A 12,683-nucleotide genomic window follows, 5' to 3' on the forward strand; every position below is an offset into this window, starting at 1 on the left:
ACTCATGCCTTCGCGGGTGAAAATCGTTCGGCGGTGGCACTTTCCGCCTCCGCCAGGGGCCTGCCGTCGAGGATCGCGACCGTCGCGTCCGCCGTCACCGGGGTCATCAGGATGCCGTTGCGGCCGTGCCCGGTCGCCAGCACCACGCGGTCCGACACGCGTCCGATGATCGGCAGGTTGTCCGGACTCATCGGGCGCAGACCGGCTTTCGCCTCGTACAGCTCGTACTCGCCGATCGCCGGCATCAGCGCCTCGGCGTCGGCGATGAGATCACGTACACCGGCGACGGTGACCTGGGTGTCGTGTCCCGACTCGTACTGCGTGGCGCCGACGACGATCCCGTCGGCGCGCGGAACCAGGTAGGACGGGCGTCCGTGCACACTGCCGCGGATGGTGCGCAGCGGCGCGGGCGTCACGCCCGGCCGGGCCCGCAGCCGCAGGATCTCGCCCTTGACCGGGCGCACCGGCAGGTCGGGCCACAGCTGCGCCGAGTGCGAGCCCGCCGCCAGCACCACCTGGTCGGTGACGAGCTCGTCGAGATCGGTCACCGCACGTTCGACCAGTTCGACCCCGGCCGCGATCGCCGCGGTCCGCAGCGCACGCACCAACAGCCGGTTGTCGACGGCCAGTTCGGTGGGTGCCTGCAGTGCCAGCCGGATCCCGCGCCCCAGCGACGGTTCGAGTTCGCGAATCTGCGCCCGGTTCAGGATGCGCAGCTCGTGGCCCTGCTCGGCTACCCAGTCGGCGATCGTGTGCAGGTCGGCGGCGTCGGCCGCGTCGAGCGCGACGGTGAGCGAATCGTCGGACGTGAACAGTTCCAGGTCCGCGATCCGCTCGAGTTCGGCGCCGAAGTCCGGCCACCGCTGCAACGACGCCGCGCCCAGCGCGAGTGCCTTCTCCTCGCCGGGCCAGCCCTCCGACAGCGGCGCCAGCATTCCGCCGGCCACCCACGACGCTCCGCTACCGGGCGCCGGGTCGTACAGCGTCACCGCCCAGCCGCGCTGCGCGGCACGCCACGCGACGGACAGACCGATGACACCGCCTCCGACGACGGAAACCGATCGGGTCAATTCTCTCCACCTCACTCCCTGCGCCGGCATGATCCGGGTCAGGTATGACGGTCGGGGCCGGCAGGCCCCCTCTCAGCCCCGTATCCCTCGGGACTCCCGTGTTGATTCGTCCGCACTAGAGACTACCGTTCGAGGTGTGCATGCTTCCCAGTCCGTCAAGCACCTCACACCGCGCGAACGTCTCGCCGACGCGCGCCTGTACCTGTGCACCGACGCCCGCCGCGACAAGGGCGATCTCGCCCAGTTCGTCGACGCCGCCCTCGCCGGTGGTGTCGACATCGTCCAGCTCCGCGACAAGGGCTCGACCGGCGAGCGCGAGCTGGGGCCGATGGAGGTCAAGGAAGAGCTGGCCGCGCTCGCGGTGATCGGTGCAGCAGCCCGCCGCCACGGCGCGCTGCTCGCCGTCAACGACCGCGCCGACCTCGCGCTGGCTGCGGGCGCCGACGTCCTGCACCTGGGCCAGAACGACCTGCCGGTGCACTATGCGCGGCAGATCGTCGGACCCGACGTCGTGATCGGCCGCTCCACGAACAACCGCGCGCAGGCCAGCCTGGCGGCGATCGAAGAGGACGTCGACTACTTCTGCACCGGTCCGGTGTGGGCCACCCCCACCAAGCCGGGCCGGGCCGCGTCGGGGCTCGAACTGGTCCGCAGCACCGCCGAGGCGCAGCCCGCCCGGCCGTGGTTCGCGATCGGCGGCGTCGATCAGGAGCGGCTGCCGGAGATCCTCGAGGCCGGGGCCACCCGCATCGTCGTGGTCCGCGCCATCACTGCGGCCGACGACCCGGAAGCCGCCGCGCGGGCGCTGTCCGACGCCCTGCGCGGCTGAGACCGGTCAGCAGTTCCCGGAGATCCCGGACTGCACCGACTGCTCGATGAGGTCGCGGGCCTCGGCCGGCACGTCGTCCCACGTCGCGGTCGCCGGGTCGAGCGTCGGCTGACCGGCCGCCACGGCCTGCTGGTTGTACGCCGCGACGACGGTTCCGCCGTTCGCCTTCAACATGTCGAGGAACTCGGCGCCCTTCGCCTCCCGGTCGAACGGCTGGCCGGTGGTCTCGGCCTGCTGCTCGGTGGCGTCGAGGTAGGCGACCACCTGCGCGCACATCACCGAGACCGCGGTGTCCTGCGCGTCGGCGCCGGCGTCGGCGGTGACGGTCGTCCGGCCCGCATCGTTCGTGGTGTCCTTCGAGTCGGAGTCGCCACCGTCGCTGCAGCCGGTGAGAACCAGCAGGGCGACGGGGACGGCGGCGATCAGATGTCGAATGCGCATGCCCCGAATGGTGGCATCACACCGCTTCGGGCTCGCGCACGGGTGTCCGGTTCTCGGCGACGGGATCGGGATCGCCGCGGAACGCGATCACCGCGGCACCGACGAGAACAGCCAGGTAGACGAGCAGATAGACGTTCATGAGGACGTCTGCGACGGTCCACCACGGCGGGAACAGGAACAGGCCCACCACCACGTTGTCCTCTTCCCACCGGTACGGCCACGCGCCCGCCGCGGCGTACACGACGACGGCCGCGGTCCACCACCAGCGGTTGGTCAACGTCCGGTGCACGACGTAGACGAGCAGCGGGACGAACCACACCCAGTGGTGGCTCCACGAGAACGGCGACACCGCGGCGGCGGTCAACCCCGCAACGGTGACCGCGAGGAGCGACTCGCCCCGCCGGTGCAGTCGCACCACGATCCACATGCTCGCCGCGACCACACCGATCGCGAGGACGAGCCACAGCGCGACGGGTGCGGGCTTGCCGGTGAGGTGCGCGATCACACCGCGGATCGACTGATTGGACGGATGCGTGTCCTCCGCGATGCGCGTCGATTCGAAGAAGGTGTCCGTCCAGTACTGCTTCGAATCGTTCGGCAACACCAGCCAGCTGATGCTGACCGTGGCCACGATGGTCGCGACCGCCACGGCGGCAGCACGCCACTTCCGCAGCGCGAGGTAGTAGAGGACGAAGTAGCCGGGCGTGAGTTTGATGCCCGCCGCGACGCCGACGCCGATGCCCTTGAGCCTGCTCGCGTCTGCGCGCGACGCGTCCCACAGGACCAGCGCCATCAGCACCAAATTGATCTGTCCGTAGAACAGCGTGGTCCGGACCGGCTCGAGGAAGGTGCACGACGCGGCCAGCAGCACCGACGCCGACACCACGTACGGCGTGATCCGGTATCCCAGCATCCGCCAGCAGCCCACCACGATGGCGATCAGCAGGGCGACGTTGGCCGCCATCCAGAGATACTTGTCGTAGCCGCCGGGGAGCAGGCCGAACGGGAGGAACATCAGCGTCGAGAACGGCGTGTACGTGTAGAGCAATCCGTGGATCACCGGTTCGGTGTAGAGCGGGAGATCCTCCATGACGTGACGGGCGCCGTCGCGGTAGACGTCGAGGTCCGCGCCGCCGGCGAGCAACCCGATCTTCGGCATCCACGGCCGCACCGTCGTGAACAGCAACACCACCGAGGCCAGGGCCCACAGTCCGAGGATCACCAAAAGACCTGCCCGACGCGGCATCTCGCGTCCGTCGACAAGAATCTTCCTCAGCACGGCCTGCCCTCCCGATCGTGGTCCCACCCCAGAACCCGCAGCCTCGGTACCAAGACTAAGCATTATCGCCGATCCGGACGAACCCAGCACCCGCTCACCGGGACCCCCACAGGTGGTGTCGTCGACGCACGGCTTGCCCGTTACCCGCACACCCGCAACACGGCCGGAACCGATCTTGCACGTTCGGCGGCGCCGAGCTGGTTAGACTCCGCCGAGGTCGACGATCCGACTTCTCGAGATCGCGCCACCGCGGTCGACGAAAGGGCCCGAACATGATTCGTTTCCTCATCCGGACCGCGATCTTCCTCGGATCGGCTGCGATCGGAATCCTGGCCGCCGTCTGGTTGCTGCCGGACGTGCACGTCACCGGGACCGGGTTCGTACTCGCGGCCATCGTCTTCGCGGTCGCGCAAAGCCTGCTGTCGCCGTTCATCACGAAGGTCGCGGCCCGCAATGCCCCGGCCTTCCTCGGCGGCATCGGCCTGGTGTCGACGTTCGTCGCGCTCGTGATCGCCTCGCTCGTCACGGGGCTGTCGATCAGTGGGTGGCGCACCTGGATTCTCGCGACGCTCGTCGTGTGGCTCGTGACCGCCCTCGCCACCGTGCTCCTGCCGATGTTCCTCCTCAAGGACGAGATCGCGGAGCGCAAGGCGAAGAAGAACTCCGGCGCCTGACGCCCTGCCTTCCCCCCCCCCCCCTCCCCGTCCCCCTCCCGTCCCTCGCGTTTTGCGCACTTATCGCGGAACTCGGCGCCTCCCGATCGCGATAAGTGCGCAAAACGCGGGAGGGTCAGGCGCCTCGCATGGCCCGGCGGCCCTGCTCCTCGGTGAAGTGCGGGACGACGCGGATCTCCTCCAGCGGCACCTGACGTCCCGATGCGCTGCGCACCTCGACGCGGACGGGTTCACCGTTCGTATCGTCGGCGAGGTCGAGCGGGCCGCCCCGCTCCCCCTGCAGATACCGATCGCCCCACTGCATCAGCGCGAGCACCGCGGGCAGCAGGTCGCGCCCCTTGTCGGTGAGCACGTACTCGTGGCGGGTGCGCTGACCCGGCTCCTTGTAGGGCCGGCGCTCGAACAGCCCTTCGGCGGTCAGCTCTCGTAGCCGCGCGGCCGCGACCGCCTCGGTGATCCCGACGCGCTCCGCGAAGTGGTCGAAACGGGTGGTCCCGTAGTACGCCTCGCGCAGGATCAGCATCGCCGACCGCGTCCCCACCACGTCCATCGCCTTGCCGATCGAGCACTGCGTGGGACGCCACGCGTCCCGGTCCGCGAGAAACCCGTCGAGTCGTGCTGCCTCCATGTCCCCAGGCTACGCGCTGACTTGTCAAATCCATAGCCAGGGTCCACACTCCTGGCTATGCAAAAGCAAAGTCAGAGATTCGGGGCGGTGCTCGCCGTCCTCGCCGGGGCGCCGTTCGTCGCCAACCTCGACCTCTTCGTCGTCAACGTCGCCCTCGACGACATCGCCGCCGACTACTCGGGGACGCCGCTCTCCCAGCTCAGCTGGGTACTGAGCGGCTATGCGATCGTCTATGCGGCCCTGTTGATTCCGGCCGGACGATGGGCCGACCGGGTGGGACGACGTCGCGCCTTCCTCGTCGGACTCGCGCTGTTCACCGTCGCGAGCGCGGCGTGCGCGCTCGCACCGTCACTGTGGACGCTGGTCGCGTTCCGCCTCGTCCAGGCCGCAGGTGCCGCGATCCTGACGCCGGCCAGTCTCGGACTCGTCATCGCAGCGCTGCCCGCGGCGCGCCGCGCGCTCGGCGTCCGCCTGTGGGCCGCGACCGGTGCCGCCGCCGCTGCGCTGGGTCCGGTACTGGGCGGCCTGCTGGTGGCCGCGTCGTGGCGCTGGATCTTCCTGATCAACGTCCCGATCGGCGTGATCCTGCTGTGGACGGCCGCGCGTACCGTCCCCGAGTCGAGAGATCCGAACCCGGCACCGGTCGACGGACCGGGCGCGGTCCTGCTCGCATTCGGCGTCGGCGCGGTCTCGCTCGCGCTGGTCCAGGGCCCCGAATGGGGTTGGACCCACGCCGCCACGCTCGCCGCCGCGATCCTCGGCGTCCTCGCCCTCGCCTGGTTCGCCCGACGCACGATGCGCCACGACAGCCCGCTGCTCGATCCCGCGCTGCTGCGCGTGCGCCCGTTCGCATGGTCCAACGTCACCGCGATCGCGTTCAGCGCGTCGTTCGCCGCGGGACTGCTCGCGAACATCCTGTGGATGCAGAACCAGTGGGACTACTCGGCCCTGCGCACCGGTCTGGCCGTCGCGCCCGGGCCGATGCTGGTCCCGGTGTTCGCGGTGATCGGACAGCTGCTGAGCCGGCGAGTTCCGTCCGGGTCGGTGGCCGCGCTGGGCAGCGCGCTGTGGGGCGCCGGGATCGTCGTCGTTCTCGCCGGGGTCGACGCCACCCCCAACTACGCGACGGGGATGCTGCCGGGATGGATCATCGGGGGCGCCGGTGTCGGACTGGCGTTGCCGACCATCCTCGCGACGGCCGCCGCGACCCTGCCGCCCGCACTCGGCGCGACCGGAAGCGCCGTGGTCAACACCGGGCGCCAGCTCGGAAGTGTCCTCGGCATCGCAATTCTCGTCGCCCTCCTCGCCTCGTCCGGATTCACTGCGGCATGGTGGGCGATCGCGGCTCTCGCGGCCGTCGGCGCGGTCACCGCTCTCGGCATGTCACCCCGTGCCACCGAGCGACCGACCACCGCTCCCGCCGTTACGGCGCACTAGCTTTCGTTCCTCCCGCGTTTTGCGCACTTATCGCGAAAATCGGGGCCTCCCGAGCGCGATAAGTGCGCGAAACGCGAGGGGCGGGGAGGCAGGGGTGGGAGGCGGGCAGAGGTGAACGGCCGTGCAGCGCACGTCACACCACCGGTATCTGGCACGAGCGTCCGACCAGGAGCAGAGTCGGAGGTGACACTCACCGAGGATCGGAGGAGACATGCCGGAACGGACCGCTCCCGTCACGACGCTCACCGAACAGGAATGCCTGGACCTGCTGGCCACCGAGCGCCTCGGACGGCTGATCCTCGTCGCCGACGACCGCCCCGACATCTACCCCGTCAACTATGTGGTCCACGACGGCAGGATCTACTTCCGCACCGCCGAGGGCGACAAGCTCACCGAGCTCACCCTCAAGCCGATGACGACGTTCCAGGTGGACCACGCGGACGCGACGTCGGCATGGAGCGTCGTGATCCGCGGCATCGCGCGCACCCTCGTCCGGTTCGACGAGATCAACGCCGCCGAGGAACTGGATCTGCAGTCCTGGATTCCCACCGACAAGTACAACTTCGTCGAGATCCGGCCGACCGAGAGTCACGGTCGGCGGTTCGTCCTCGACCGCGGCTGACGACCCGGAAAGTCAGTCCAGCCAGGACAGCACGGTCGACGGCGACAGCGCCAGCACGGACGCCGGCAGCCGGCCGCGCAGTCCGCGGTCGGCGGTCACGACGGCGGTGAGCGTGTCGGCCGTGAACGCCAGGCGGGCCAGTTCGTCGTCGCCGCTGCCGGTGGCGGCATGCACCGGGACGCGCGCGTCGGCGTGGTCCACCGCGCGTGCCTGACCCTCGAGCACGGCTTCGACCCGTGGCAGCCAGCCGAAGCCGCCGTCGGGCAGTTCGACGGTGCGCGGCAGGACCTGGGCGATGCGGTCGAGCAACTCGCCCGTCGCGCCCGCGCGGTCGCGCCACCAACCGGTCGGTCGTGAACCGAGGACGTTGGCGGTGTCGAGGAGGACGCGGACCTCGGTCGTGCGCAGGCTGGGCCACGCGATCGCGAAACCCGGGTGAAGGGGCATGTGCTCGACGTCCGCCTCCGGTACCCAGCGCAGCTCGGTGCTCTCGCCGTTGGGCACCAGGGCCAGGGTCTTCTCGGCGTCGGCCACCACGGTCGTGTACGTCCAGCCGCCGTCGACGCTGGCGGTCACCAGTTCGGTCCGCACCCGCACCGCGCCGGTGTCGATGCCGGTTTCCTCCTGCGCCTCGCGGACCGCGGCGTGGATCGTCGTCTCGTGGCTGTCGCGCGCGCCGCCCGGCAGCGCCCACGTCCCGCCCTGGTGGCTCCACGCTGCCCGGTGCTGCAACAGGACTGCGGGCGAGCCGTCCTCGAGCGGGGCACGCAGGAGCAGGCCCGCCGCGCCGTGGCGGCCCCAATGCCGCACCCCGTCGGGCGTCGTCGCCCAGCCGTCTCCGTCACCGCGCATGGAGTACCTCTCACCTGCCCTGTCCGCCGAGCCGCTCACCTGTCCCCACAGTATTCCCCGCGGCATCCGAAAACGGCGGAACATCCCCGCGGTGCTGCTTATATGCTCGAAACTGCGGAACGGCGAACGAGTCCGGACGGCGAACCGAGGTACCAGCCCGTGGCAATGTCGGAAACGACAACGGCAAACGAAGGCGAGGCGACGCCCACCACCACCGCTCGCAGGATCTGGAGCGGCCTGGCGACCAACGGCGCCGGTACTCGGCCGCGTCAGATGACCGGTCACGACCTGCTGCGTTCCACCCCGGCCCGGCTGCTCGCGATCGGGGTGGCGCTGCTGCTCGGCACGCTGGCGGTCGGGATGATCGCGTCGATGGCGGCGGGTAACCGCAAGCAGGACATCGACACCCTGCTGTCGACCACCGAACCGCTGGCCCGGTCGTCCCAGAACCTGTACGCGTCGCTGTCGGTCGCCGACGCCGCCGCTGCCACCGCGTTCCTGTCCGGTGGCGTCGAACCCAGCGAGGCCCGCGACCGGTACGCGCAGGCGATCGGGACGGCGTCGGCCGAGATGGTCGCGACGTCGGACGGGCTGCCCGGCGACGACCCGAGCCGACGCCTGCTCACCGAGGTCGCGACGAAACTGCCCGTCTACACGGGGCTGGTCGAGACTGCGCGCACCAACAACCGGGTCGGCAATCCGGTCGGTACGGCCTATCTGGCCGAGGCGTCGGCGCTGATGCAGACGGACATCCTCCCGGCCGCGCAGGCACTGCACACCGAGCGGGCCGCGGCCGCCCTCGCGCCGCAGTCGGGTTTCGGCCGGCCGCCGTGGCTCGCGATCGGACTGCTCGTCGCGCTGCTCGTGGCGTTGGCCGCCACGCAGGTGGTGCTCGCGAGACGAACTCGGCGAACACTGAACCCCGGTCTGCTGTTCACGACGGCCGCGATGACGGCGCTCCTGGTGTGGATGCTGGTCGCCGGAGTCATCTCCGCCACGAGTGCACACCGCGCGATCCGCGACGGGTCGGAGCCACTGTCGACGTTCGCGACCGCGCGGATTCTCGCCCAGCAGGCCCGCACGCAGGAGATCCTCCAGTTGGTGCGGCGCGAGGAGAAGGAAGAGCACGCTCGGCTGTATCAGGACGACGCAGCCGAACTGCGGCAACTGCTGAGCAGCTACCCGGGTGGGGTGGGCAGCGACGACGTCGACCGGGCGTCGCGGGCGATGGACAACTGGACCACGGCGCACCAGCGGATGCTCGATTCGCTGGCGACCGGCGACTGGACGGCGGCCGCGATGACGACCGTCGGATCCGACCCGGACGGGTCCGCCGCCCAGTTCGAGACGGTCGACACCGCGCTGGCCGCTGGGGCGGACACCGCGCGGACCGAACTGCGGGACGACGTCGCGCAGTCGTCCCGCGTGCTGTCCGCACTGGGCCCCGGAGCGGCCGTTCTCACCGCGCTGGCGGCCGCGGGCATCCCGGTCGGGCTGTGGCCTCGGCTACGGGAGTACCAGTGACCACGGTGCGGACGCTCAGGACTGCGGTCGCGGCGGTCGGCGTCGCGGCGGCTGCTGTCGCCGGATGCTCGGCACCGCCGGAGCCGTACACCGCGGCACCGACCGAGACGTACAGCCTTGCTCCGCTCCCCGAGGGCGCGACGTACGTCGCGGCCACCCCGCTGCCCGAACCGGTCGAGTGCGGCGATCCCACCGCGAGCCTGCGGCCCTTTCCCCCCGGGCAGATTCCCGACAGCGCCTCGCTGGAGGCGATCCGGCAACGCGGGCGGCTCGTCGTCGGTCTCGACACCGGCAGCAATCTGCTGAGCTTCCGCAATCCGACGAACGGCGAGATCGAGGGGTTCGACGTCGACATCGCGAGGGAGGTCGCGCGGGATCTGCTCGGCAGCCCGGACAAGGTGGAGTTCCGGGTGCTCAACTACGACGAGCGCGAGCAGGCCCTCGAGGACGGTCGGGTCGACATCGTCGCGAAGACGATGGCGGTCACGTGCGAGCGGCGGCAGCGGATCGACTTCTCGACGGTGTACTACGACGCGTACCAGCGGATCCTGGTGATGGCCGGCTCGCCGGTCCGCGACGTCGCGGACCTCGCGGGCCGCCGTGTCTGCGTCGGCGAGGGCACGACGTCGCTCGAGCGGGTCGAACGTCAGCAGCCGGACGCCGTGGTGGTGACGGTACCCATGTGGTCCGACTGCCTGGTGATGCTGCAACAGAACCAGGTCGACGCCATCAGCACGGACGACACCCTGCTGCTGGGGCTGGCCACGCAGGACCCCCACTCGAGACTCGTCGGGCCGAGCATGGGCGACGAGCGGTACGGCATCGGGATCGCACAGGGCAACGACGACCTGGTCCGGTTCGTGAACGGCACGCTGGAAAGGATCCGCCGGGACGGCACGTGGGAGAGGATCTACAGCAGATGGCTCTCCGAATTGGGTCCGCCGCCGGGCCCTCCCCCGGCCACCTACCGGGACTGACGCGGCAGAAGAACGGAGGATCATGGCGGGAGAGGTTGCGGGAGACGGCAATAGGGAGGATACCGGCGAGGTTGCCCCGACTCGTGCAACGCCGCCGCCCGACGACGAACCGATGCCGACACGCGAGAGTCTGCCCACGACGGGCCGACGCGCGCGGACGCAACGCACCCGCACCCTGTCCCGGCGGCGCCTGGCGGACGGGCTCGTGGAGGTTCCCCCGGTCCCCAAGCGTGACCCGCAGGACGCGGTCCTCACCGATCCTCATGTACCCGAACGCAAACGGTTCTGCTGGAAGTGCAGCAGGCCCGTGGGCCGCACCACCGAGGCGGGACCGGGCGCCCCGTCCGGCATCTGTCCGCACTGCGGCGCCCCGTACGAATTCTCCCCGCTGCTCTCGCCCGGCCAGGTGGTGGCCGGTCAGTACGAGGTCCAGGGTTGCATCGCGCACGGCGGGCTGGGCTGGATCTACCTCGCGATCGACCGCAACGTCGACAATCGCTGGGTGGTGTTGAAAGGGCTGCTCCAACTGGGCGACGCCGAGGCACAGGCCGTCGCAGCCGCCGAGCGCCAGTTCCTCGCCGAGGTGGAGCATCCGAGCATCGTGCGGATCTACAATTTCGTCGAGTACCGGCAGGAGGGTCACCCCCCGGCCGGCTATCTCGTGATGGAGTACGTCGGCGGCAATTCGCTGCGCGACATCCTCAAGACGTGTCGCCCCGACCGCCTGCCCCTCGAGCAGGCCATCGCGTACATCCTCGAGATCCTGCCCGCGCTGGAGTACCTCCACTCCTTCGGACTGGCGTACAACGACCTCAAGCCTGACAACGTCATGGTCACCGACGAGCAGGTCAAACTCATCGACCTCGGCGCCGTCGCACCGCTGGAAAGCTACGGATACCTGTACGGCACACCCGGTTTCCAGGCACCCGAGATCACCGAGACCGGACCCACCGTCGCGTCGGACATCTACACCGTCGGACGCACCCTCGCGGCCCTGACGCTCGATCTCCCGTCGGAGAACGGCCGCTACGTCGACGGGCTTCCCACCCCCGAACAGGCCCCGTTGCTCGCCGAGAACGAGTCGTATCGGCGACTGTTGCTGAGGGCCATCGAGCCCGACCCGGATCGCCGCTTCCGGTCCGCGGCGCAACTCGCGGCACAGCTGACCGGGGTGCTGCACGAGATCGTGTCCCGGGAATCGGCGCGCGAACACCCGTACCTGTCCACCGTGTTCGGGCGCCAGCGTGCAACGTTCGGCGCCGACGAGTTCGTCGAGCAGACCGACGTGTTCGCGGACGGCGTCGAGCGCGAACGGAAACTCAATTCGCGCAGCGTCGCGCAGTCGCTCGCCGTCCCGCTCGTCGATGTCGACGATCCGGGCGCCGCCCTCGTCAACGCCACCGCGCACAGTGATCCGCAACTCATGCTCGATGTCCTCGAACGTGCCCGGGACAGTCCCGAGCACGATGCTCCCGACTCACTCGAGGTGAGACTCGCGGAGATTCGCGCGCACCTGGATCTCGGCGACGCGAAGCAGGGGCGGCAACTGCTGCGGGCCGTCGCGGCGGCGCACCCCTTCGAGTGGCGGGTCGACTGGTACCGCGGCATCGCCGCGCTGCTGTCCGACGAACTCACCACCGCGTACGCGTCGTTCGATGCGGTCTATTCGGCGATGCCCGGCGAGGTCTCCCCCAAACTGGCGCTCGCCGCCACCGCCGAACTTCTGCTCGAGCACCTCAGCGAGAGCGGCACCGATCGCTGGAGGTTGCCGGCCCGCGAGTACTACCGGACGGTGTGGCGGATCGACCGCAACGTCGTGAGTGCGGCGTTCGGACTCGCCCGCCGGCTGGCCGCGGACGGTGACGTGAACGCGGCCGTCGCCTCCCTCGACCAGGTTCCGGCCGGCTCGCGAAGCTACAGCGCCGCACGGATGACCGCGGTCCTGACGTACCTGTCGGTGCGCCCCATCGGAGCGATCGACGAGGCCACCCTCCGCGAGTCGGCCCGCCGCGTCGAAGCACTGCCCCGCACCGAGATTCGCGGACCACAGATGCGGACCGTCGTTCTCGGCACCGCGCTCGAATGGGTCCTCTCGGGTAACACCCCCACCACCGCACGCGAGCCGCTGCTCGGCGTGCCGTTCACCGAGCGTGGCCTGCGCGCGGGTACCGAATCCTCCCTACGGGCGATGGCACGGAGCGCGCCTACGCCCGCTCACCGCTATACGCTCGTCGATCTGGCGAACGCGGTGCGTCCGCAGAGCCTGTTCTGAGCGTCCCGCCGGTCCGGCGAGTACCGCTGCCGCCCTCCTGGATTCGCGAGCCGAACCAGGCCAGGGCGGCGAGGATCA

General features: G+C 70.2%; 12 protein-coding genes and 1 riboswitch. Of the genes, 7 read left to right on the top strand and 5 right to left on the bottom strand.

What is annotated here, in order from left to right:
• Window positions 1–2 precede the first annotated feature (2 nt).
• Window positions 3–1,100 (bottom strand): glycine oxidase ThiO, encoded by a 1,098-nt coding sequence (thiO, locus tag ABEU20_RS21715; protein ID WP_420166443.1) that lies wholly within the window; start codon window positions 1,098–1,100, stop codon window positions 3–5.
• A riboswitch (TPP riboswitch) is annotated at window positions 1,069–1,180 on the bottom strand. Its footprint overlaps the gene before it by 32 nt.
• Before the next feature lie 26 nt (window positions 1,181–1,206).
• Between thiO and thiE the strand changes: the two genes are divergently transcribed.
• The gene (gene thiE / locus ABEU20_RS21720) at window positions 1,207–1,899 is read left to right on the top strand and encodes a thiamine phosphate synthase (RefSeq protein WP_420166444.1); all 693 of its coding nucleotides are present in this window, start codon (window positions 1,207–1,209) and stop codon (window positions 1,897–1,899) included.
• Between the two features lie 6 nt (window positions 1,900–1,905).
• Here the strand turns inward: thiE and ABEU20_RS21725 are convergent, their stop codons facing one another.
• Both ABEU20_RS21725 and ABEU20_RS21730 read right to left on the bottom strand, forming a co-directional pair.
• On the bottom strand, window positions 1,906–2,340 hold the full coding sequence (locus tag ABEU20_RS21725; protein WP_420166445.1) for a hypothetical protein: 435 nt from the start codon (window positions 2,338–2,340) through the stop codon (window positions 1,906–1,908).
• A 16-nt stretch (window positions 2,341–2,356) separates the two neighbouring features.
• Window positions 2,357–3,619 carry a glycosyltransferase 87 family protein gene (locus ABEU20_RS21730; RefSeq protein WP_420166446.1) on the bottom strand — a complete coding sequence of 421 codons (1,263 nt, stop codon included), beginning with the start codon at window positions 3,617–3,619 and terminating at the stop codon, window positions 2,357–2,359.
• A 272-nt stretch (window positions 3,620–3,891) separates the two neighbouring features.
• Here ABEU20_RS21730 and ABEU20_RS21735 point away from each other — a divergent pair, with 272 nt between their 5' ends.
• Complete coding sequence (locus ABEU20_RS21735; RefSeq protein WP_420166447.1) at window positions 3,892–4,293, top strand: phage holin family protein; 402 nt, start codon at window positions 3,892–3,894, stop codon at window positions 4,291–4,293.
• 115 nt (window positions 4,294–4,408) lie between these two features.
• Here the strand turns inward: ABEU20_RS21735 and ABEU20_RS21740 are convergent, their stop codons facing one another.
• Complete coding sequence (locus tag ABEU20_RS21740; protein ID WP_420166448.1) at window positions 4,409–4,921, bottom strand: winged helix-turn-helix transcriptional regulator; 513 nt, start codon at window positions 4,919–4,921, stop codon at window positions 4,409–4,411.
• A 57-nt stretch (window positions 4,922–4,978) separates the two neighbouring features.
• On the opposite strand from ABEU20_RS21740, the gene ABEU20_RS21745 reads away from it, so the two are divergent.
• Together ABEU20_RS21745 and ABEU20_RS21750 are read left to right on the top strand one after the other, a co-directional pair.
• Window positions 4,979–6,358, top strand: a complete 1,380-nt coding sequence (locus ABEU20_RS21745; protein ID WP_420166449.1) for an MFS transporter — start codon at window positions 4,979–4,981, stop codon at window positions 6,356–6,358.
• Between the two features lie 211 nt (window positions 6,359–6,569).
• Window positions 6,570–6,980: a pyridoxamine 5'-phosphate oxidase family protein gene (locus ABEU20_RS21750; RefSeq protein ID WP_420166450.1), complete on the top strand. Its 411-nt coding sequence runs from the start codon at window positions 6,570–6,572 to the stop codon at window positions 6,978–6,980.
• A gap of 12 nt (window positions 6,981–6,992) precedes the next feature.
• Here ABEU20_RS21750 and ABEU20_RS21755 read toward each other — a convergent pair whose 3' ends face one another.
• Complete coding sequence (locus ABEU20_RS21755) at window positions 6,993–7,832, bottom strand: NUDIX hydrolase (RefSeq protein WP_420166451.1); 840 nt, start codon at window positions 7,830–7,832, stop codon at window positions 6,993–6,995.
• A gap of 165 nt (window positions 7,833–7,997) precedes the next feature.
• Here ABEU20_RS21755 and ABEU20_RS21760 point away from each other — a divergent pair, with 165 nt between their 5' ends.
• Genes ABEU20_RS21760 through ABEU20_RS21770 form a run of 3 tightly spaced genes read left to right on the top strand, consistent with a single transcriptional unit; the run spans window position 7,998 to window position 12,605 of the window.
• The gene (locus tag ABEU20_RS21760; RefSeq protein ID WP_420166574.1) at window positions 7,998–9,356 is read left to right on the top strand and encodes a hypothetical protein; all 1,359 of its coding nucleotides are present in this window, start codon (window positions 7,998–8,000) and stop codon (window positions 9,354–9,356) included.
• Window positions 9,357–9,361: 5 nt separating this feature from the next.
• Window positions 9,362–10,333, top strand: a complete 972-nt coding sequence (locus ABEU20_RS21765; RefSeq protein WP_420166575.1) for a glutamate ABC transporter substrate-binding protein — start codon at window positions 9,362–9,364, stop codon at window positions 10,331–10,333.
• Between the two features lie 22 nt (window positions 10,334–10,355).
• Complete coding sequence (locus ABEU20_RS21770; RefSeq protein ID WP_420166452.1) at window positions 10,356–12,605, top strand: serine/threonine-protein kinase; 2,250 nt, start codon at window positions 10,356–10,358, stop codon at window positions 12,603–12,605.
• Window positions 12,606–12,683: the final 78 nt, after the last annotated feature.

It is taken from the genome of Rhodococcus parequi, assembly GCF_046042785.1.
Lineage (GTDB): Bacteria > Actinomycetota > Actinomycetes > Mycobacteriales > Mycobacteriaceae > Prescottella > Prescottella parequi.